We start from the raw sequence: 21,018 nt of genomic DNA on the forward strand, positions 1-21,018 counted from the left end.
TGTTCCTCCTCCTATCTTTTGGACCTGCTTAGCTTCATACCCAGTATAACAGCCAGCAGCACGGATACGGCAATAATAATCATATTAAATCCTACTTTGGTCTGGAACCATGATGAATTCGCTTGCCCTCCACGAGCTACCTCAGGGGCTTCGGTCTGTACCCCCAGCTTGGCAAGCGTCGGATTTTCCTGCTCGATCTGTGTTCGGAAGCTGGAAATATCATAGCTTGGTTTAATTGCACCGCTATTACCATACACCAACTGGTACGTTCGTCCCTCTTGGCGCTCGAATACCAGCTTATCGAGCACATAGTCTACCTTCAAGCCGGTGAGCTGGATTGGCGCATTATCCTGATTATTGATTTTGATCGTAAATGCTGGACTCGTGATCGGTACAGCCCCGACGATCATCGTATTTTGCAGTTGTACATCCTTGAAGTCAAGACGATAAAGCTCCCGCTTTCCCTCGATGGAAACATCCTGCCCATCTGCTGTCTGTACCGTATAAGAACGTCGAAAGCTTCCTTGCGCTTCCAGCTGTACCTTCGTAATCCGCAGTCGGTTATCGTTACGCACCCGCAATAAGGTCTGTCCCTGTTCCTGCTTCGTGTCATAGGGCAGCGAGGTTGTCTTGGCAAATTCCTGCCAGCTCGTTGCACGCGTACGGTGGATCAGCTGCAGCTGCGGGAATGCCAGATTTTCCACATTATCGATAATCTTTACACGATAATAAGTGAACTTCACCGTCTTGTCGAGCACCACTGTATTTTTCTCCAATTGCTCGGTCCGATACACATAATCTTTGTGCAGCAGCTCCCACTGATTGCCGTCATAGCTGCCATGAAGCTCCAGATGCTTGAGAAAGGCTTGCTCGGGCAGGCTAAGTACTACCCCATTACCTTGTATATCCTTGGTTGCATCTATCGGAGAAATTCGAAAATCGATCAAGGTATCGTTATTCTTCTTGACCGTGTCGGTCACATTCGATTTATAGACAACCTGCGTATCCACAGCCTTGGCAGCACCACTGTCCACATAATAAGGGACGAATTGTCCCTTATCATCCATAATTCGCAGGTCGCCCAGATCCTCACGTGCGCCTTTGTACACTTCGTCATCCAGAAACAGCGCCCCATATTTACCGCTCCCCTGCAGCTCAATCGGTTTCGCATACCGCCAATTGCTAGGGTTGGCAGCTTCCGCGGCGAACCCGGTACTGCTGAGGCCGGGCAGCAGGCTGATCACCAAAGTTGTGATGACCATGACCTTGATGAGACTACTCTTTGGGAGCCAGCTGTGATGGATTGTGATCATTAGGCGGCACCTCCAGCTTACTCGATACCTTTTGATAGCCATAGGAAATACCCAGCAGTACAAGACCGAAGCAGAAGTAGCCTACCATTTTGCCGCCGGACGACATGAAGCTGAGATCGTAGAAGACCAGCTTGGCAGTTGCAAACAGCGTCAACCCGAGGCCGAGCCTGCGAATATATACATATTTGTAACGGAATCCATATACGATATAGCTGATAGCCAGCAGCAGGTACAGGAAGCTGAACATCAGGCTGATGTCGCCTAAACGAAGCTGGACGTCAAGGAACGCCGTCGTAATCCCGAGCAAATATACACCGAGTATAACCGGATAGAGCTCCGAATTGGTATACGTGCGGCGAAGTGCGGCAAGCAGGAAATCTCGTGCACTGAAAAATACAAGCACATGAAACCCGATTAGCAGTATTAAGGCAAAATAGTCGGCTGCCGTATTATCCATATAGCTTGGCTGCAGCACAGGTTCTCCTACTGTAATAACCAGACACAGGATGTAACCGATCATGTATAGGAACCAGCTGAAATATTTGACGATCCTGTCATAAAGCACAGCCGTTCGACTCAGCCCGTAAGCTAACCCTATCGTGATCATCGCCGCCATAAGCAGCTCGTAAAAGTCATATTGAACCCATGTATAGGGCACCCAATGCTCATACAGCTTATTGCTCTCGATCAACAGGAATACCCACAGATTGGCGAGCGTGAAATATTTAAAGCCTGTTAAACCATGACGGACGATAGGTCGCGCCGACCGCAAAGATTCTTGCATAGTGCCTTGCCCCCGATGGATACCTACAGCATAGAACAGCATAACCAGCAGCATGCCGACCATAACAGAGCTGTATTTGATATCGAAATAGCGGCCTTTGGACAGCAGTACTTCAAGCAGCGCCGCATCCCATAAGTAAAAGGAACCCAGACATAGCAGGAATATACCCCAGCCCGCTCCTTCCAGCTTATTCAAACCGTTAATGCGGCCGAACATGATCAGAATGACACCTTCGATAAGCCAGCCCATTGCCAGCCATTGAACACCCAGTTGAAACGGAATCATCAGGACGGCGAACGTCAGCGAGGTCGCATAGAACAGCATCATCGTCGCTTTTTCCTGCTGCATGACCTTCTCGATAAATCGGCCCAAGCCCATGTAGATCAAGCAGAAGATCAGCGCCAGCAAGCCCATGTAATCCTGCAATCCAGCTTTGCCCATCAGGCCATACAGAATGCCACAGCTGATTAATGTATTAAGCGCCAGCAGACATACGTCTCCGATCGACAGCTTTGCTTGATATCGAAACGGATAAGCCAAGGTGACACCCACGTACATCGCAAAGGTCAGCACGGAGTAGAGCATTCCGATAGCTTCACTTGGTGCGTACAGCACCAGAGCGATCATCGAGGGGGCATTAAACACAAAGCTGATATAGCTGATGATCGTCCACCGCTTACGGAATGAAACCAGCAGAATAACGAGGTTCAGCAGGAACAAATAACCCATCGCGGCATAGATGGCGTTCCCTTCCAAGCCAATCGCACCAGCGTAAGAAAACAGCGGCAAAAAGCCGCCAACCAGACCTAATGCACATACCGTTTGCGATTGATAACGCAGCGATAAGAGAACGGCCGTTAATGAAACGAGCACAGACAGCGTTAATCCGGCGTAAAGGTCTATAATATGAAGTAAAAAATAGCTGTAAAAGATCGAGCCATACAAAATCGAAATCCCGCCACCCAGCAATCCGAGCGCAAACGTTTGCTTTTGCTTGCGAAACAGCCATTCTCCACCTACCAGCAGCAGCGCTCCCAGCAGGAAAAATACACTGCCCTTCATATAGTCATTAAACCAAGTGGAATAGGTGTATCGAAAAGCAGCGCCCACTCCGAGAATAATTAACAGAATACCGAGCTTATTGATCCAGTTCAAGCCAATTTTCATTTCAAACTGGTTCTGCTTGATTCGCTTCTGCATTACCTCTTCGCTGACCCCTTCAGACTCCAGGCGGTCAAATCCGCCCTTAACGTCATGATGCCGATGCCGCTCCTGCTCAGCCAGCCGCTCGCGATGGGCAGTGATTTGCTCATTAAGCTCGCTGGAAAGCAACACAATCCTGTTGAGGATTTCCTGCTTCTCCTCACCCAGCTCTGTGTTAGCCCTCTGCATCATTTGGTCGATATTTTTCTTGACCTCGGCTTCAAAGGCTGTCAGTCGATTCATATGAGCATGATCGGCGCCAGCAAAATAGGTATTGAGCTTTTCACGGGACACTTTGATCAGGTTCAGCTTTTCATCCAGCATTTGCTCGTTCAGGGAAACCCGCAATTTGGCATTTTCTTCATCCTTATGCCTGTACTTCTCCTGCAGCTCAGATAAACGGCTTTTGTAATCCTCGTATTGCTGACGAAGCATCTGGTTTTCATGAATCAAATCATGAGATTCGTATTCATTGATTAAAGCTTGATACTCCTTCATCAACGCAGACTGGTTATCTTTGATCGAAACCAACCGGGCTTTAAATTCGTCCATGAATTCCCCTCCGTTTCTCAGTGATATTCGATTGATTTCCATTTTACTACAATACATCCATAAAAAAAGTACTAAATTCATCTAGTACCCTTCGCAACACAGCTCTATGAGCTCTTACCCACGTAGATCACTCGTCTAACAAAAATAAAAAAAGCTGATGCTTGCTATCCCTTTTGTCATAAAAAAACAGCCTGTCCTGCCAAGCTGTGAACTGTAGCTTTGCATTCAGGCTGCTCTATGATAATTTAGTGTAACGCAGGTACAATGTCAGGAGGGGATTAACTGTTTCTGATAAATTATAAAAATACAAAATAGTTTATCAATTCTACCAAGTAGGATAGAATTAAAATCGAGGTGGTAGATTGTGGAAGAAAAGCTGTATCCCATACATCAGTTTGCCAAGATGATTCGAGTAACGCCGCAAACTTTAAGGAATTGGGAGAAGAAAGGAACACTAATTCCGCATTGCAAGAGTGGAAATGGGTATCGGTATTATACCGAAACTCAATACCGAGCTTTCTTAGGCGGGGGAAGTGACATCAAAAAGATTGTTATTGGTTATTGCCGCGTTTCAAGCGTGAAACACAAGGATTATTTAGAACGCCAGATCGAGCATGTGCGTACTTATATGATTGCGAAGGGCTATTCATTTGAGGTGATAACTGATATTGGCAGTGGCATTAATTACAATAAAAAAGGGCTGCTTGAAGTCGTCGAGCGACTTGCACGTCAAGAAGTATCCAAAGTTGTAATTCTTTATAAAGATAGGCTGTTACGGTTTGGGTTTGAACGAATCGAAAATTTTGCAAAAATGTTTGGCGCTGAAATTGAGATTATTGACAACACAGAGAAAACAGAAGAGCTGGAACTTGAAGAGGATTTAATTCAGATCGTAACGGTGTTTAGCTGCCGTCTACAAGGCAAAAGTGCGAACAAAGCCAAGCGGATGATAAAGGAGCTGTTAGCCGATGATTCTTGCATCGAGGGTTAGGCTTAAACCAACTCTAGAACAAGAGAAGCAGCTTTGGAAATCCGCAGGGACAGCACGGTGGGCGTATAACTGGACATTGGCCAAACAACAAGAGCGCGGTGGCAAATTCATTTCACACGAAGATTTGCGGAAAGAATTGACGATTCTGAAACAGACAGAAGATTACGCGTGGCTGTTTGAAGTATCGAACAATATAGTCAAACAAGCAGTTAAGGATGCTTGTGAAGCGTTCAAAAGATTCTTCAAAAAGCAAGCAAAGTGTCCAAGATTTAAGAGTAGAAAGAAGTCAAAGCCAGCATTCTACAACGATACGGAAAAGCTGAAAGTCAAAGACGGTATTGTTTTGATCGAGAAAGTCGGATGGATAGCAACTGCTGAACTACTGCCAATGAACGTCAAGTACAGCAATCCTCGCGTTAGCTTCGACGGGAAGTACTGGTATCTGGCAGTTGGGATCGAACGAGAAGTGCCAAAAGTTGAGTTGACAAACGTAACCCTAGGTATTGACATTGGTGTTAAAGAATTAGCCGTTCGTTCGGACGGAGAAAGACATAAAAACATCAACAAAATAAAAGCAGTACGCAAAACGAAGAAACGCCTTCGCAGGTTGCAGCGAAGCGTCTCCCGTAAATATGAGATGAATAAGGAGGGAAGCCGTTTTGCCAAAACAAGCAACATGATAAAACAAGAAAAACAAATACGTTTGCTTCACCGGAGGTTAGCGAACATCCGTAACAATCACATTCATCAAGTGACAAATTCGATTGTGAAAACCAAACCGTCGAAAATCGTTATCGAAGATTTGAATGTGAGGGGAATGATGAAGAACAGGCATCTATCCAAAGCGATTGCAGAGCAAAAATTACACGATTTTAAGATAAAGCTTAGGTATAAGTGCGAAAAGTACGGCATTGCACTTGTAGAAGCTGACAGGTGGTATCCGTCTTCTAAAATGTGCTCACGTTGTGGGGACATAAAAAAAGACTTGAAACTATCTGATCGAGTGTATACATGTTCTTGCGGATTACAGATAGATAGGGACTTGAACGCTTCGATCAATCTTGCGAATTACGGGTTACAATTAACGATGTAACACCTTAACGTTACCGCTGATATGTAGGATTCGTTGCATCCGAATTTACGCCTGCAGAGTGTCATACCAAACGAGAGTAGCCCTTGGGCAAAATCGAACACGTCTAAGCAGGAAGCAAACAAAACTTATAATCTAGTATTTGTTTATCATAGTTTTATAAGATTTTGGCAACGGACTCACAATGAATGAGAAGATCAAGCAAGCGCTAGCTGCCGTTATTAGAAACTGGAACTCGATGGCTGGATCGGAAGCGCAAGAAGCCGAGTCAACAGCAGATCAATTTCAAGCTTCTTTTTATGTATGGATCGAGACTGTCCGTGATTGGATTAACGAGCTGAAGCAGCGTCCCCAAACACTGGAGGAAGCTATGGCGCTGCCTGCTGTTAAGGAAATCCTCGAAGTGCTGCCCGATCCGCTGCTGCTCAATTTTGAAACCGAACTGGAGTTCATCCTGGAGAACACGGACAGAATAGATGACGAGAAGTACGACTAGCAAGCAATAGGACCTGTCTCCTAGATGTACATACCGCCATCGACTTTAATAATTTCACCCGTGACAAAATGAGAGTGCGCAATGACCGCATACACCACATCAGCCACGTCCTCAGGAGCGGCAACTCTGCCGAGCGGTGTTCCTTCACCCAAGCGCTTCACATGCTCCTCCTGACCTTCGACCCATCTTGTCTGCACAATGCCAGGCGCTATGCTGTTCACACGCACCTCAGGTGCCATCACACGTGCCAATGATTTGGTCACACTATTGGCCGCCGCTTTGGAAGCCGCATACGCAATGGAGCTGCCAAGCCCAGTAAGCCCTGCAACCGATGTGATATTGATGATACAGCCTCTGTTCTTCTTTAACTCAGCCGATGCAGCACGTGAGCAGAAAAACATCCCCTTCACATTAACATCCATCACCCGATCCCAATATTCTTCCTTAAGACCTTCCAGATCATCGTGGCTGACAAAGTCCGTCACTCCGGCATTATTCACCAATATGTCCAATCTCCCGAAAGCGTCGATCGTGGCCTGCACCATCTGCCTTACCTGCGAATCATCCGATACTGTACCCTTAAATAACAGACATTTTACGCCCAGCGCTTCAATTTCCTGCCGCGTTTCTTCGGCTTCCTTGTCCGATTTGGAATAATTGATCATAATATGGACACCCTCCCGGGCAAGACGAAGTGCGACGGCTTTACCTATTCCGGTTGCAGAGCCTGTAATTAATGCTGCTTGATTTTTCATTATTTGATCTCCTTTATTGTGATTGTGCCTATGGGTTCTACAAGTCCATTATCCTTTGCTTTTCTCTGTAAAGTCGCCAGCACCACTCCACCCACAATGAGCAGCGCACCAACAACCTGGACGATAGACACCGCAGTGCCAAGGAGCAGGAATCCCACAAGCATAGCGACAAACGGTTGTAAATTCAAAAACACCGATGCCTTACCCGCCCCTACCCGTGTTAACTGGATATTCCAAATGACCGAGCAAACCCCCTGCATCACAATGCCTGTTGCAAACAACAGCACCCAAGCCCACAAATGCGTGCTCACCTGATGAAGCGGTTCTTTGATCAGAGCAACCGGTATGACCAGGCTCGAGCCGATAACCGTCGAATACACGGTAGCGGTAAATGCCCCCATTCGCTCAGTCAGCTTGCGCATAATAATGACAGACACGGAGAAGGTGAACATCGCAATAAAAACGTACAGCATCCCTATAGAAATCTGAAGACCATCTGATCTGCCTACCACAAAGAAAATACCAGTAATCGCAATCACAGAGCCTACCAGCATTTGCTTGGTAATCAATTCCTTCAAAAAGATTCTGGCCAATAGAGCAATCGTCAGCGGAGCCAACGATAAAATCAACGAAGCTGTCGTCGCATCAACGGTTTGAAGACCGGTAAAAAACGCCGTTTGGTTGAGCAGTGTTCCGAAAATCGCGAGCGGAACCAGCAGCTTCCAATCCCGAAGGGTCAGCTTACCCAGCTTCCGTGTGCCCCAAGCATAGCTTAGCAGGCAAATCGAAGTCGCCGTTAATCGAAAAGCCGACAGCAATAGCGGCGGAAACTCATGAACCAGCATCGAGCCAAATACGAAATTACTGCCCCAACAGATCACGCACAAAATCAGCAGTACATAGGACTGTATCATGCAAAAAGCGCCTCGTTCCTTCATCTTGAATGGATGTCATTCTCTTGGCTTCTTTACAGCTGTGTAAGCGCATTCCGAACAGCAAGAATATACTTGGATTGATCGAGCGGGTTAACCCCTCTTCGTTGACGTTCCATCTCTACCTCCGGCGGACAATCCTGATAACCTGCAAAAAACACGGATAACGTCCCTCGCCCCTTGGTCAGTGAACCAAGCCGTGAAGGAAAATCGAGCGATGTCGCGACAGGAAGTATGCCTTCTATGTCCATCCGTCCATTCCGCAGCAAGGGAGTATCAAACTGACCGCGCATCAGCACGAGCTCATTCATCAGCTTGCCGCCGTATTCCTCCGGTGTGGACAAGCGAAACCGCAGCATCGGCTCCAGCAGCTTCGTGCCGGTGTTGGCTAATCCGTCCATAATCGCCATCGGGGTCGCAATAACAAAATCCAGCGGATGCGTATGCCATACATGATGCTCGCCTTCGACCAGCGTGATGATTAAATCCGTGACCTCCCATCCCCTCAATCCTTGTTCAAGAGCAATCGGCACCCGCCGTGCCACTTCATTCTGATACCGTTCCAGCAGATGCTCATTTCTGACTATCGAGCTGTACCTCAGCCCGCTACCTCTTGCTCCAGGCTCGATCCGAAATCGCAAAATGGCCCAGCAGGGCTTAGGCATCGTATAAGCCATAAAACCTTCCCCCGCATGAACGGGTGTTTCTTTATAGATCACCGATGGTTCGCCCAGCGTGACAACGAGTCCGAACCGGCTGCTTATCAGATGTGTAATGATCTCCATCTGAATGCGTCCCATAACCTTGAGATGCAGCTCCCGCTCATCCTGCAGCCACTGCAGATCCAACAAAGGATCTTCATCAGCCAGCTCCTGCATCGCAGCTACGACTGCCGGATACTCGGCTTCATTACGCCAATGCACCTGCACGGTGAGCAGCGGAACCGCCAACCGCTGCTCTCCCGGCACACCATTCGGAGAACCAATGATGTCGCCAATTCTTGCCCGGCTCCAACCGTATACAGAAGCGATATCGCCCGCTTGTAAAATCCCTGTATCTATCGTCTTCTGTCCCTCTACTTTACGAATCTGTGTAACCTTTTCCTCAATGCCAAGCGTATGATTAAGCACTGTATCGCGATTGCGGATCACTCCGTTATAGAGTCGCACGTGAGCGATACGTCCCATCGTCGCGTCCTTTTCCAGCTTGAAGACGATTCCGGAAAGCTCCGCCTCATTGACACCTGCGGGTGCTGGCAGCTGCTGCACCATCATGTCCATCAGCTGTGCTACACCCATGCCCCGATTCGAAGCCCCAAAGCATATAGGCACACAGTGCGAACGCTGTACCGAATCAAGAAGGACGGGCAGCAGCTCTGCGGTACGCACATCCTCCGTATCCATATACTGCAGCATCAATGTATCATCCTGCTCAGCTGCGTACTCGACAAGCAGCTTCCTGTAAGGGGCTGCCCATGCCTCATATTCGGTCCCGCTCACATCCAGCAGATCAACCGGACCGACAAAGGTATCCTCAACTCCATTTGGAGCTTGAATCGGTACTGCACCGGAAGTGAGCAGACGTCGAATTTGCTCCATAACAGCCAGCGGATCTGCACCTACCCGATCCATTTTGTTCATATATATAATCGTTGGCATTCGCATATCACGCAGAGCCTGCCAGATGACCTCCGTCTGCGACTGCACACCCTCCACGGCTGAAATAATCAAAACCGCACCATCCATCACACGCAGCGACCGTTCGACCTCGGATAGAAAATCGACATGCCCCGGCGTATCCACCAGATTGATCGAAACCCCCTCCCAGGATAGTCGTGTAACGGAAGCCCTTACAGAAATACCCCGCTCCCGCTCTACATCCAGCGAATCGGTCTGTGCCGTTCCTGTATCTACGCTGCCCAGCGTGCGAATGCGACCGCTCTGATACAGCATCTGCTCCGTCGTCGTTGTTTTCCCTGCATCCACATGAGCGAATATCCCAATATTACGTCTCGACTCTTGTTCCTCACACATAGATATTTGGCTCCTTAACAGCTTTGATTTCATTTTAGCGCAATTGGGCCAAAGTTGCATGACTTATTCGGAACGCCAACTGCTGCATCCACATACTCTTAATTCATAGAGGGCTGTGGCGTGGAGTCCAATAATTATCAGCTCCCAAGCGCTTTCGCCCAAAACCACTAGCCGATGGAGTTGACCAAATGTCCAGTACAACCCGGATTCAGAGGCGCAGCAGCACGAAGATCGATGTGCTCATCCCTGCCATTGATAAGGATTTAGCGACGCTGCCTTACGTTATTGACAGTGTAAGAAAATATGTGATGCATCCGATCGGGAAAATTATGATTGTATCCCCGGACAGCGAACGGATCAAAAGCCTTTGCGCACGGAAAAATTGTACCTTTGTTCATGAAAATACCGTCCTGCCCATAACCAAAAAAAACATCCACTACAGCTCCCGTAAATGGGACCGCTCCGGATGGCTGTTCCAGCAGCTGTTAAAATTCGGGGGCAGCTCGAAGGTTTCGCAAAAATTTTATCTCGTTATCGACGCAGACACCGTGCTTATACGACCACATTTGTTTAGATCAGGCGGCAAACAAATATTTTATTGCCGTAACTGGAGTCAGCCTGAATACTTTAATACGTATCGAAAGCTGCTGGGGAAGCGTGCACCGAGACCGTCCTCCTTCGTCACCCACTATATGCTGTTTGAAAAAGCGAAGCTGTCCCGACTCAAAAAGAAGATCGCCGCCCGTCATAACACCAGCTGGCATTCCGCGATCATCCGCAGCATTAACAAATCCAAGCAGTTTGGTTTTTCCGAATTCGAGACGTACGGTAATTTCCTGTATGCCAGCTCCCCCAAACGTGTCATTTTAAGGAAAGCACTGAACAAGAGCCTAAGCATGAATCCAGCGGGAATTCCCCAGAAACGGATCAAGAAGCTGGCAAGGACTTATCGGTCCATCTCCTTTCACAAGCGAAAGTGTTATACGAAAAAGTCGAAGCGTTAAGGTCAAGCTGACTGGCCTGTAATCATGAACACGTGATGCAGGCATCGTCTCTTCATGAGTGTAACCTTGCGCTTTGAATATCTACAGAGTCTGATTGACACAGGAAGGCACCCAGGCCGCCCATAGAGGGTAGTCCAAGTGCCTTCTGGTCCAGCCTATTTCCAGGCTCTTGTTGGGCAGCGAGATGGCAGCCACATGAAAAAAGAGACCATCTCCCTTCAACAACAGGGCATGATCTCCTTGAATCAAGGTATGTCTATGTGAGTGATAATGCTAAATTTGTGCAGAGGAGCCGCGTGTAGAATCGACTCAGCGTTACATAGATCCTGCAACTTTCGATGATTCACTACGGTTCGTTGTAGATCACTCTCGATGCAAGTACACCATGCGATAACACTAAGGGTTCCATTTAAACCAGCCTCCTGTTGATAAACTATTTATTGAAAATAATTGTAAGGACAACATAAATAGCGATAACTACAAGAACCACGGTAGAGCATACGGATATTAACAGTAAAAATGAACGTGTTTTGTCTTTGCTTAATTTGTTGAAATCAAGCAATGGTTTCTTTTTCAATGCGCAGCCCACCTCATCATTCGGCGAGTGGCTTTTCTATGTCACTCGCTTTTTTTCGTTCGTCTTGTAAACGACCAGTATGGCACTTCTTTGGTGCTCTACACCAGAAAGTGTTGATTTGATGACCGAACCGTAACATACGTTAATCAATTGATCATCTTTTAAACCGGCCAAAAACTCGTTCGCTTTGTTCTCGGCATAAGAGTTATCCGTATCGAGAAATTCCTTAACTTGGATCATTGCAGCAGCTCCTTTTTCAAATGGTTTTACAGCCATGCAGCACAAGAAGTGACTCCATGACGCACACCCCTGTATTCGGTTACATTTAATGTAAGAGGGGTGTGAAAAGACAATGAGGCATTCCGCAATACTTGCGGAATGCCTTCACTTTAAGCTATCTTAGCACCCTACGGGGCGGCTGTCAAACTAAGTTATTGAATGTCGAAATAAATAATTGTTCTTTTGCAAAAAGGAATCGATTGGATTTACATATAATACTTGGTATACTGTTCTCAAGGTCTCCGTAAGGGAGACCTCTATTTATATAGGAGGGATTTGTGTGAAAATGGATTGTAACCATCCAAGAGAGTTCGTGAGTCGTGAAGGAGGCGAGATCTACTATGAGCCGTAGTCCGCTGCTCGTTGGTTCTCGATTACAGCTGATCAATCAGCTTGTTTATTTTGATGAAGAAAAGACCAATTTCTTGAATCATTATTTTCCGGAAAACAATCACAAGCGCAGTGCGTTTGAGCGGATATTATCAGATTATACTTCAACTCTCGAAAAAATCGTCGCTGATCTTAACGAAGACCGTCTAAACTCCGTTGCTTTGATCGGAAGCCGATTGGAGCTGCGGTATGTAAACGAGGATTGGATCGAATCCTTCACCATTGTTTTCCCCCAACATGCCGACCCTAACCACAACCTGATATCGTTTTTGTCTCCCATGGGGATTCAATTACTCATGTCTCAAATCAATGAGACGTATCAGCTAGCCGTACCCTCTGGGGTCATTTCGGTAAAAGTCGAAGGCATCAAGTATGTGAACAGTGGTGACATCACTTAAATAACAAGACACAATCAATCAGGCAGCCTTGCTATTCCAGAAGGCTGCTTTACCCTTTACTCAGGCCTGTGCCACAAGAGGAAATCGCAGAGGGCTTGGCAATGATAAACGAGCTGAATTTGCCCGAATGAAAAGTGTCGTGTCCGGCTCGACAAGGGAAGGCGCAGCTGCAACCTCGATATCGTTAAACTGCGGCGTGAAATGAAAGTGAACGCTGCTGATCTCCCTGCTAACGATCGCGGCCAGCAAAGCTGTCAGTTCAACCGGCTCCTGACTGATCACATCGAATACATGCAGCTCCTTGTCCTCATATTGAGCAATAACAAGGGTTTGTGTGTCCTCAATCAGATAAATATCTTCACCAAAAACATTCAGACAATACCACAAAAAGATTCCTGTCGCCCCCATCACTCCGCACTGCTGCGAGATCGGCTGGCGTTCTGCCGCAAGGGTCTGAATCAGCTTCCAATCCGCGGCAGCATTGACATCCAGCTGTCGCAGACTTGAGCACTTAGGCTCCTGATTAGAAGCAGGCATTGTAAAACTGGCTTCCCTTACAGGTGTGAAACCAAATTTCGGATAAAAATCGAGCACGCTTTTGTTCGCAAACAAATACATCAAATCGCATTTTGCTTCATATTCGGCCAGCACAAATTCCAAGAGCTTTCTGGAAAGGCCTCTGCTGCGATAATCGGGATGCGTCATGACAGTGCCGATTTGAATCCCCTTGTAGTGCTGACCGTTCAAAACAAGCTTCATCCTGCTCACAGATAAATTGGCAACAACGGTATTTCCGTCAATATAAGAATAACACGTATAGGTATCATCCCAGCAGCCCCGCTTATACCATTGCTCAAAATCTATATGAAAGACCTGAGCAGCCAGCTCGTTAAAGCTTAGCCGATATTCGGGCAGATGCTTGTAATCTTGTATTAGCTTTAAATCGTTCATGGGCTCCTCCGCGCAAATGCCTCGGTTGGGGCATTCACCTTTCATTCATTTAATCATTAAAATCTAGATTTAATTGACGAACTTCATATTTATTTCCGTTAATCGGTAATAACCAGCCGTTCAAATCAGCGAGGACTATCCAATTGTTGGCGAATCGATATTCGCTCTGACCACATTTCGGACATGAGCCATACTTATATCCTTTCACTTTCCATAGTTCAGCATCATGAGCATAGCTGCAATTTGCACACCATAGCAATTGTATAGCGAACGCCTCCTCCGAGTGAACTTATACCCTTCTATGATATCACAAAATCAGGAACATATGTTTGTTTTTATGAGCTATAATCAAGGTGTCACAACAGCCACAACAATACCAAGGGTGCAGTGCCGAGTGTAAAGAAAGCTGTCACCATCATCGCTACACTGGAGATGGAGCCTGAGACCACACTGAATTCGAACGCTTTGGAGGTACCTGCCGTATGTGCGCTTGTCCCAAATAGCACACCACGAGCAATCTCATGCTCAATCCGGCATAGCCGGATAATCAGCGGCCCTACGATCATGCCAAACAAGCCTGTCATCAGGACGAATATAGCCGTGATTGCCGGTGTACCACCCAGCATCTCCGTCACAGCCATTGCAATAGGTGTTGTCGTGGAGCGTACAGCCAGACTGTCGATAATTTGATTCTGAAGATGCAGCTCCTTGGCCAGCCACACCGAGGATACAATAGCCAGGCTCGAACCAAAGCAGACACTTACCATAATCGTAAGCGCATGTTTTTTTAGTATTGCTAAATGCTTGTACAGCGGTACCGCCATAGCTACTGTCGCCGGACCGATCATCTCACTCAGCCATTCCGTTCCGATATGATACGTTTCGTAAGGAATCCCTGTGAGCAGCAGCACCAGCATAACAACAGTCGGAGTGAGCAGGAGCGGTGACAAATACACTTTGGGAACAGCGCGATACAGCCGTTTGGCCAACCCGTATACAGCTATCGTTATGATCAGACATCCTAGCGCCAGTATAAGCATCATGGGTTTCTCCTCTTGTCCTTGACCATCCATTGTGCCAGGAAGCCTGCCCCTGCCATAACCGCTATGGAGCTAACCAGCATAACGAGCAGAATCCGCAGTCCGCTGGACATGATCAGATCTTCATATTGAATCAGGCTGACGGCAGGCGGAATGAAAAAAAGCAGCATCTCTGCCAACAGCCAGCTCGCACCTGCATCAATCCACTCCAGCTTGATCAGCTTCGTTTGCAAACCTATAAAAATGACCACAATCCCTAAAATACTGCCGGGAATCGGCCAATGCATCAGTACTACCAGTTGATTCATAGCTAGCGAAACCAGCACAAAAAAACCAATTTGAAGCACGCTTTTCAGGAGTTTGTTCATTGTGAATCCATCCTTTCATCAAAGTGCTGTGAATTGATCTCGCTTCACTGCATCTATAAAGTGTACTTCAGCATCTATCATTGGTAAAATGAATATATCGAATTGTTATCATTCCATTTATCTATAATAAGGAGAATACACCGATGGATATCAGGCAGCTGCAATATGTGCTGGAACTGGCTCGGTACAACAGCTTCACCAAAGCCGCTCAGGCACTGCATATTACACAACCCACATTGAGCAAAATGATTAAAAGTCTGGAGGAAGAGCTCGGTCTCACCCTCTTCTCCCGAGTCGGCAAGCGAGTCGAATTGACAGACGCGGGTCAAGCTATCCTCTCCCAGGCGCAGCATATCGTAAGCTCGTTCAAAAACCTGACATCAGAGCTGAGTGACCTGACGAATTTACATAAAGGTCATATTCGTATCGGACTGCCGCCTATGGTCGGATCGAGCTTTTTTCCTCAAGTGATGAGCCGTTTTCGCGAGCTTTACCCGGGCGTGACGATCGAAATGGTCGAAGAGGGCTCCAAGAAGCTGCAGATCGAAATTGCTAATGGCCATCTCGATATGGGTGTCGTGCTGCTGCCGACGAACGAGGAGCTGTTCGATTCCCACTTGATTATTCAGGAAAATTTGAAGCTGATCGTCCACCCTTCCCATCGGCTCGCACAGCATAGTGAGGTGGCTCTCTCGGAATTGGCCCAGGAAACATTCATCCTTTTTCATAAGGATTTTGCCCTGCATGATCAGATTATCGCTGAATGTGTCCGAAGCGGCTTTCACCCTCATGTGCTGTATGAAAGCTCACAGTGGGATTTTATTCATGAAATGACCGCGGCTAATCTCGGTATTGCCTTGCTGCCGGAAACCATTTGCAAACGGCTTGATCCTGCCCACGTCAAAGCAATTCCCTTGATTGAGCCCTCCATTCCTTGGCATTTGGTGATGATTTGGCGCAAAAACAGCTACCTCTCATTAGCCGCACGGGAATGGATTCGTTTCACCCAAAGTCTTTTTTGAGCAGCATTCATAGAAGAAGTTCGATTCCTTGGCTGTATCGTGTTTATCTGAACAACCGGATGGGTAATCTCTTAAAAGATCGATTTATCGATATGTACGTAGCTTAGGGAGGAAACCTGGATGGAGCGTAATCACACAATGATGCAATTTTTTGAGTGGCACTTGGCATCCGACGGAAACCATTGGAACAACCTGGCCAAGCTGGCCCCGGAATTGAAGGAAAGAGGGATCGATTCCGTATGGATTCCACCCGTCACCAAAGGCCAATCAGTCGAGGATACGGGATACAGCGTGTACGATCTATACGATCTGGGGGAATTTGACCAAAAGGGTACGGTCCGTACCAAATACGGGTCAAAAGCAGAGCTTGAAGCAGCGATCAAAGCCTGTCAGGAGCATGGTGTTGCCGTATACGTCGATCTTGTGATGAATCATAAAGCCGGTGCTGACGAAAAGGAAGTTTTTAAAGTAATTCAGGTTGATGGCGATAATCGGACTGAGGAAATTTCCCAGCCCTTTGATATCGAAGGCTGGACCAAGTTTACATTTCCCGGCCGCGGCAATCAATATTCCGATTTCAAATGGACCTTTGAGCATTTTAACGGAACCGACTTTGACGCCAAACAAAATAAAAGTGGAATTTTCCGGATTCTCGGCGAAAATAAAAAGTGGAACGAGCACGTGGACGATGCCTACGGAAATTATGATTATTTAATGTTCGCGAATATCGACTACAACCACGCGAAGGTCAAGGAAGAAATGATCAAGTGGGGCCGATGGCTGGCTAATACGCTGCAATGCAACGGATTCCGGCTCGATGCGATTAAACATATTAGCCGCGAGTTTATTAAGGATTTTGTGATCGAGATCATGAAGGCACGCGGTGACGACTTTTACATAGTGGGTGAGTTTTGGAATTCGGATCCTGGCGCATGCCAGGAATTTATGGATACGGTAGATTGCAGGCTATCCTTATTCGATGTATGTCTCCATTATAATTTTAATGAAGCTGCACAAGCTGGCAAGGCCTTTAATCTGACTACGATTTTTAAAAACTCCTTGGTGGCTACACATCCTCAAAATGCGGTCACATTCGTCGATAACCATGACTCACAGCCGGGCCAGGCGCTGGAATCGTGGGTAGGTGACTGGTTTAAGCAAAGCGCTTATGCGATCATTTTGCTTCGTAAGGACGGTTATCCGTGTGTATTTTATGGCGATTATTATGGTATAGGCGGTGAACCGTCGATTGCAGGCAAAAAAGCTGCCATCGATCCCCTGCTGTATGCCCGATACCATAAAGCGTATGGCGACCAGGAGGACTACTTCGATCATCCGAATACCATTGGCTGGGTACGCCGGGGCGTGCCGGATATTGAGCGCTCAGGCTGTGCTGTGGTCATCTCCAACGGAGACAACGGCGAGAAACGAATGTGTGTTGGGCCCGAGCGTGCAGGTCAAGTATGGATTGACTTCACCAACACGCGGAGTGATAAAATCACGATCGGAGCGGATGGATTTGCCAGCTTTCCGGTTAATGGAGGCAGTGTCTCGGTGTGGGCGCTTGCTGACAAGGGTTAATTCATGGGATGCAGCCCATATGCAAAAGGCACCCCGATGGGTGCCTTTTGTTCCTATCTATAAGCGTTATAAGAGTAATAATAGCTGTATGATTTACATTTCCTCTACTACTTTTCGACTGATAGCCAGATGTTTAATGTCCTTGAAAGTAATAAACTTTTTATCCCGCTCATCCCAGATTCGGAAGCGAAGCAATTGCAGGCTTGTGCGCAGTGTAATCGTCTCAACATCCCGCAATACCGGATTCACGTTGTGAACCTTTTCCAAATAGTAGTTTGGCACACGCGGACTCAAATGGTGAATATGATGGAAGCCGATGTTTCCGGTGATCCAATGCAGCACTTTAGGTAAATTATAGAAAGAGCTTCCTTGCATAGCCGCTTTTACATAATCCCATTTATCGTTATTCTCAAAGTAGGTTTCCTCGAACTGATGCTGAACGTAGAACATCCAGATACCCGCAGTACCGGAAACCAGAAAGATCGGAACCTGTATGAGCAGGAATGCTTCCCAGCCCAGTGTCCAGCACAGCAGCGCGGCTGAACCGAATATACCGATGTTAGTTATATAAGTGTTGATTCGTTCTTTCATGTTAATATTTCTACGATTGAAGCGATAGTCAATCAGAAAAATATAAGTTGGACCGATACCAAGAATTACGAACGGATTGCGGTAAATACGATAAATGATCCGCTTCATCAACGATGCAGCCAAATACTCATCTACGGTCATCGTCCAAATATCTCCCGTTCCCCGCTTGTCCAGATTACCACTGGTCGCATGATGTACGGAGTGAGTGTGTCTCCATTGGCGAAAAGGAACACTGGTCAAAATACCCGTTATCGTTCCGACTATCTCATTGGCATGTTTATTTTTGAAGAAAGATTTATGGCAGCAATCATGAAAAATAATGAAAATCCGTACGAGAAAACCGCCTGCAACGATCGTGATCGGTAAAGTAAGAAAATAAGATACCGATAAGCTTAAATAGGCAAGATACCAAAGAATGAAAAAAGGAATAACGGTATTCACGAGTTGCCATATACTATGCTTCAGATGCGATCTTTCGTAGGGTGCGATGTCTTTGCGCCAGCTGCCTTGTTCCTTATGAAGCATTGTAATAAATCTTCCTCTCGTGGTAGATACATATGTGCCTGTTGACGTATACGTTAAAGCTTAGGTTTTAGTTTCAAACTTCTTTATCGAATCAAACAGCCATACATGGTTAAATTACTGTCAAATGATAATGATTATCATTTTCATCTTGATTATACGCATTATTATTAGGGATTGCAAGCATCTGTCGATGCCTCAGGCTCTGCCTGCTGTACGCTTTCAATTTCTGCTGCTTTTCATTCCAATACCAGTGGGTAGTTAAAAGAGTTTCATCTTTGAGTGGCATATTACCATCATAGAGGGGGACCTTCGGAGTTGGCATCTCATTAGCAAGCATTTCTAATTATAACCTAACTGTAGGTTAGCGCAATATATAATCCTCCAAAATTATTAGTCAGAACCTACTCCCCAGAGCACAATAGTTCAATTTTTGTCACATTTTGCAGAAGCTTGTCTCCGCCTGTATTTATGGCAATCATCTCTCTATTATGCTTTAATTCTGCAGTTTTTCTGCGTTTTTCAAATAATCCGAGTGGCACAATCCGTTGGTTTGTTCCATGCATACATAACATCCTTTGTAAATAATTGTTGCCGACGAACTCAAATTATGTGAAAATATATTCTGTAGACTTTGGAATACGAAATTACTCGACGAAGGTGGTTAGACCCTGTGATTACTGTTCAATCCACGAACGAAGCTGATGTAAGAGCACGCAATTATGTGCAAAGCGTCTTTGAAACTGTTGTAAGCCGCAACCCAAATGAGAGTGAATTTCATCAAGCGGTTAAAGAAATTCTCGAATCCCTCATTCCTGTCATCGCTAAGCATCCGAAATATATGGAACATGGTGTGCTCGAAAGAATCGTCGAGCCGGAACGCATGATTTCCTTCCGCGTACCTTGGGTAGATGACAATGGTAAAGTACAAGTAAACCGTGGTTTCCGCGTACAATTTAACAGTGCAATTGGACCTTTCAAAGGTGGACTGAGATTTCACCCCTCCGTTAATGCCAGCATTATCAAATTCCTCGGCTTTGAGCAAACCTTCAAAAACTCCTTGACCGGTCAGCCTATCGGTGGCGGTAAAGGCGGTTCCGACTTTGATCCAAAAGGCAAATCCGACGGCGAAGTTATGCGTTTTACCCAAAGCTTTATGACAGAGCTGAACAAATATATCGGACCTGACACCGACGTACCTGCGGGAGATATTGGTGTAGGCGGCCGGGAAATCGGCTTTTTGTTTGGACAATACAAACGTATTCGCGGTGGCAATGAAGCTGGCGTACTTACAGGGAAAGGCCTTACTTACGGAGGCAGCCTGGCACGTACAGAAGCTACCGGCTATGGCGCGGTATACTTTGTTAATGAAATGCTGAAATCCAAGGGCTTAAGCTTTGAAGATAGCACAGTAGTCGTTTCCGGTTCCGGTAACGTAGCGATTTATGCGATCCAAAAAGCTACACAATTAGGCGCCAAGGTTGTAGCTTGCAGCGATTCCAATGGATATATCTACGATAAGGATGGCATTAAGCTTGACACCGTTCGCAGATTGAAAGAAGTCGAGAGAAAGCGTATCTCCGATTATGTACTGGAGCACCCAACAGCTTCTTATTTCGAAGGCTGCCAAAATATTTGGTCCATCGCGTGTGATATCGCCCTTCCTTCTGCAACGCAAAATGAAATTGATGAAGCTGCGGCGAAATTGATGGTTGCCAACGGTGTTAAAGCGATTGGTGAAGGTGCCAATATGCCTTGTACACTTGAAGCGATCGACGTATTCCTGGAAGCTGATGTGCTGTTCGGACCTGCTAAAGCAGCCAATGCTGGCGGCGTAGCGGTATCTGCACTTGAAATGGCGCAAAACAGCATGAGATATTCATGGAGCTTCCACGAAGTGGATGACAAGCTTCATGTGATCATGAAAAACATTTACAAAAATTCCGTAGAAGCATCTGAAGAATACGGATATCCCGGCAACCTTGTTGTTGGTGCTAATATCGCCGGATTCATTAAAGTTGCAGACACCATGATTGCACAAGGTATTATTTAATTTATATCGCCTGCTGTTGCGGCACATACCGAACAAGGACAAACCCATAGCGGTTGTCCTTGTTTTTTGTTGTTAATGTGTATGCATCGATAA

At 46.4% G+C, this 21,018-nt stretch carries 19 protein-coding genes; 8 read left to right on the forward strand and 11 right to left on the reverse strand.

Features of this window, described 5'->3' with window-relative positions; genetic code table 11:
- Nucleotides 1–11: 11 nt before the first annotated feature.
- Together LRL21_RS09705 and LRL21_RS09710 are read right to left on the reverse strand one after the other, a co-directional pair.
- Complete coding sequence (locus LRL21_RS09705; protein ID WP_240415581.1) at nt 12–1,313, reverse strand: DUF3999 domain-containing protein; 1,302 nt, start codon at nt 1,311–1,313, stop codon at nt 12–14.
- A complete protein-coding gene (locus LRL21_RS09710; protein WP_240415582.1) occupies nt 1,276–3,852 on the reverse strand; it encodes a DUF2339 domain-containing protein in 2,577 nt (858 codons plus the stop codon). The genes LRL21_RS09705 and LRL21_RS09710 overlap by 38 nt, the downstream gene beginning before the upstream one ends.
- Before the next feature lie 364 nt (nt 3,853–4,216).
- On the opposite strand from LRL21_RS09710, the gene LRL21_RS09715 reads away from it, so the two are divergent.
- From LRL21_RS09715 to LRL21_RS09725, 3 genes are all read left to right on the forward strand, one after another.
- Nucleotides 4,217–4,843, forward strand: coding sequence for an IS607 family transposase (locus LRL21_RS09715; RefSeq protein ID WP_338044604.1), 627 nt, complete (start codon nt 4,217–4,219; stop codon nt 4,841–4,843).
- Entirely contained in the window at nt 4,821–5,936 is a 1,116-nt protein-coding gene (locus LRL21_RS09720; protein ID WP_240415583.1) for an RNA-guided endonuclease InsQ/TnpB family protein, read from the forward strand. The genes LRL21_RS09715 and LRL21_RS09720 overlap by 23 nt, the downstream gene beginning before the upstream one ends.
- A gap of 181 nt (nt 5,937–6,117) precedes the next feature.
- On the forward strand, nt 6,118–6,429 hold the full coding sequence (locus LRL21_RS09725; protein ID WP_240415584.1) for a hypothetical protein: 312 nt from the start codon (nt 6,118–6,120) through the stop codon (nt 6,427–6,429).
- A gap of 20 nt (nt 6,430–6,449) precedes the next feature.
- On the opposite strand, the gene LRL21_RS09730 is transcribed toward LRL21_RS09725, so the two are convergent.
- Genes LRL21_RS09730 through LRL21_RS09740 form a run of 3 tightly spaced genes read right to left on the reverse strand, consistent with a single transcriptional unit; the run spans nt 6,450 to nt 10,149 of the window.
- On the reverse strand, nt 6,450–7,184 hold the full coding sequence (locus LRL21_RS09730) for an SDR family NAD(P)-dependent oxidoreductase (protein ID WP_240415585.1): 735 nt from the start codon (nt 7,182–7,184) through the stop codon (nt 6,450–6,452).
- Nucleotides 7,184–8,098, reverse strand: a complete 915-nt coding sequence (locus LRL21_RS09735; RefSeq protein WP_240415586.1) for a DMT family transporter — start codon at nt 8,096–8,098, stop codon at nt 7,184–7,186. Before LRL21_RS09735 ends, LRL21_RS09730 begins: the two co-directional genes overlap by 1 nt.
- 53 nt (nt 8,099–8,151) lie before the next feature.
- Nucleotides 8,152–10,149 (reverse strand): GTP-binding protein, encoded by a 1,998-nt coding sequence (locus LRL21_RS09740; RefSeq protein ID WP_240415587.1) that lies wholly within the window; start codon nt 10,147–10,149, stop codon nt 8,152–8,154.
- A 188-nt stretch (nt 10,150–10,337) separates the two neighbouring features.
- Between LRL21_RS09740 and LRL21_RS09745 the strand changes: the two genes are divergently transcribed.
- Nucleotides 10,338–11,153 (forward strand): DUF6492 family protein, encoded by an 816-nt coding sequence (locus LRL21_RS09745; RefSeq protein ID WP_240415588.1) that lies wholly within the window; start codon nt 10,338–10,340, stop codon nt 11,151–11,153.
- A gap of 613 nt (nt 11,154–11,766) precedes the next feature.
- On the opposite strand, the gene LRL21_RS09750 is transcribed toward LRL21_RS09745, so the two are convergent.
- Nucleotides 11,767–11,970: a sporulation protein Cse60 gene (locus tag LRL21_RS09750; RefSeq protein ID WP_076235850.1), complete on the reverse strand. Its 204-nt coding sequence runs from the start codon at nt 11,968–11,970 to the stop codon at nt 11,767–11,769.
- 380 nt (nt 11,971–12,350) lie between these two features.
- Between LRL21_RS09750 and LRL21_RS09755 the strand changes: the two genes are divergently transcribed.
- On the forward strand, nt 12,351–12,797 hold the full coding sequence (locus LRL21_RS09755; protein WP_240415589.1) for a GreA/GreB family elongation factor: 447 nt from the start codon (nt 12,351–12,353) through the stop codon (nt 12,795–12,797).
- A gap of 60 nt (nt 12,798–12,857) precedes the next feature.
- On the opposite strand, the gene LRL21_RS09760 is transcribed toward LRL21_RS09755, so the two are convergent.
- From LRL21_RS09760 to LRL21_RS09770, 3 genes are all read right to left on the reverse strand, one after another.
- Nucleotides 12,858–13,748: a GNAT family N-acetyltransferase gene (locus tag LRL21_RS09760; RefSeq protein ID WP_240415590.1), complete on the reverse strand. Its 891-nt coding sequence runs from the start codon at nt 13,746–13,748 to the stop codon at nt 12,858–12,860.
- Between the two features lie 356 nt (nt 13,749–14,104).
- Complete coding sequence (locus LRL21_RS09765) at nt 14,105–14,782, reverse strand: LrgB family protein (RefSeq protein WP_240415812.1); 678 nt, start codon at nt 14,780–14,782, stop codon at nt 14,105–14,107.
- 5 nt (nt 14,783–14,787) lie between these two features.
- Complete coding sequence (locus LRL21_RS09770) at nt 14,788–15,156, reverse strand: CidA/LrgA family holin-like protein (protein WP_240415591.1); 369 nt, start codon at nt 15,154–15,156, stop codon at nt 14,788–14,790.
- A gap of 143 nt (nt 15,157–15,299) precedes the next feature.
- Between LRL21_RS09770 and cidR the strand changes: the two genes are divergently transcribed.
- Both cidR and LRL21_RS09780 read left to right on the forward strand, forming a co-directional pair.
- Complete coding sequence (gene cidR, locus LRL21_RS09775) at nt 15,300–16,178, forward strand: cidABC operon transcriptional activator CidR (RefSeq protein ID WP_240415592.1); 879 nt, start codon at nt 15,300–15,302, stop codon at nt 16,176–16,178.
- A gap of 120 nt (nt 16,179–16,298) precedes the next feature.
- On the forward strand, nt 16,299–17,759 hold the full coding sequence (locus LRL21_RS09780; protein WP_240415593.1) for an alpha-amylase: 1,461 nt from the start codon (nt 16,299–16,301) through the stop codon (nt 17,757–17,759).
- Between the two features lie 93 nt (nt 17,760–17,852).
- On the opposite strand, the gene desA is transcribed toward LRL21_RS09780, so the two are convergent.
- Both desA and LRL21_RS09790 read right to left on the reverse strand, forming a co-directional pair.
- A complete protein-coding gene (gene desA, locus LRL21_RS09785; protein ID WP_240415594.1) occupies nt 17,853–18,875 on the reverse strand; it encodes a Delta(5) desaturase DesA in 1,023 nt (340 codons plus the stop codon).
- Nucleotides 18,876–19,276: 401 nt separating this feature from the next.
- The gene (locus LRL21_RS09790; protein WP_240415595.1) at nt 19,277–19,438 is read right to left on the reverse strand and encodes a hypothetical protein; all 162 of its coding nucleotides are present in this window, start codon (nt 19,436–19,438) and stop codon (nt 19,277–19,279) included.
- Nucleotides 19,439–19,548: 110 nt separating this feature from the next.
- On the opposite strand from LRL21_RS09790, the gene gdhA reads away from it, so the two are divergent.
- Nucleotides 19,549–20,925, forward strand: coding sequence for an NADP-specific glutamate dehydrogenase (gene gdhA, locus LRL21_RS09795; protein ID WP_420832435.1), 1,377 nt, complete (start codon nt 19,549–19,551; stop codon nt 20,923–20,925).
- Nucleotides 20,926–21,018 lie beyond the last annotated feature (93 nt).

Origin of the sequence: Paenibacillus periandrae (assembly GCF_022458865.1) — a bacterium.
GTDB classification, from domain to species: domain Bacteria; phylum Bacillota; class Bacilli; order Paenibacillales; family NBRC-103111; genus Paenibacillus_S; species Paenibacillus_S periandrae.

Coding starts and splice junctions, on each gene's coding strand:
- LRL21_RS09705 (WP_240415581.1), bottom strand. CDS start 1,313: ATGATCACAATCCATCACAGCTGGCTCCCAAAGAGTAGTCTCATCAAG.
- LRL21_RS09710 (WP_240415582.1), bottom strand. CDS start 3,852: ATGGACGAATTTAAAGCCCGGTTGGTTTCGATCAAAGATAACCAGTCT.
- LRL21_RS09720 (WP_240415583.1), top strand. CDS start 4,821: ATGATTCTTGCATCGAGGGTTAGGCTTAAACCAACTCTAGAACAAGAG.
- LRL21_RS09725 (WP_240415584.1), top strand. CDS start 6,118: ATGAATGAGAAGATCAAGCAAGCGCTAGCTGCCGTTATTAGAAACTGG.
- LRL21_RS09730 (WP_240415585.1), bottom strand. CDS start 7,184: ATGAAAAATCAAGCAGCATTAATTACAGGCTCTGCAACCGGAATAGGT.
- LRL21_RS09735 (WP_240415586.1), bottom strand. CDS start 8,098: ATGATACAGTCCTATGTACTGCTGATTTTGTGCGTGATCTGTTGGGGC.
- LRL21_RS09740 (WP_240415587.1), bottom strand. CDS start 10,149: ATGTGTGAGGAACAAGAGTCGAGACGTAATATTGGGATATTCGCTCAT.
- LRL21_RS09745 (WP_240415588.1), top strand. CDS start 10,338: ATGTCCAGTACAACCCGGATTCAGAGGCGCAGCAGCACGAAGATCGAT.
- LRL21_RS09750 (WP_076235850.1), bottom strand. CDS start 11,970: ATGATCCAAGTTAAGGAATTTCTCGATACGGATAACTCTTATGCCGAG.
- LRL21_RS09755 (WP_240415589.1), top strand. CDS start 12,351: ATGAGCCGTAGTCCGCTGCTCGTTGGTTCTCGATTACAGCTGATCAAT.
- LRL21_RS09760 (WP_240415590.1), bottom strand. CDS start 13,748: ATGAACGATTTAAAGCTAATACAAGATTACAAGCATCTGCCCGAATAT.
- LRL21_RS09770 (WP_240415591.1), bottom strand. CDS start 15,156: ATGAACAAACTCCTGAAAAGCGTGCTTCAAATTGGTTTTTTTGTGCTG.
- cidR (WP_240415592.1), top strand. CDS start 15,300: ATGGATATCAGGCAGCTGCAATATGTGCTGGAACTGGCTCGGTACAAC.
- LRL21_RS09780 (WP_240415593.1), top strand. CDS start 16,299: ATGGAGCGTAATCACACAATGATGCAATTTTTTGAGTGGCACTTGGCA.
- desA (WP_240415594.1), bottom strand. CDS start 18,875: ATGCTTCATAAGGAACAAGGCAGCTGGCGCAAAGACATCGCACCCTAC.
- LRL21_RS09790 (WP_240415595.1), bottom strand. CDS start 19,438: ATGCATGGAACAAACCAACGGATTGTGCCACTCGGATTATTTGAAAAA.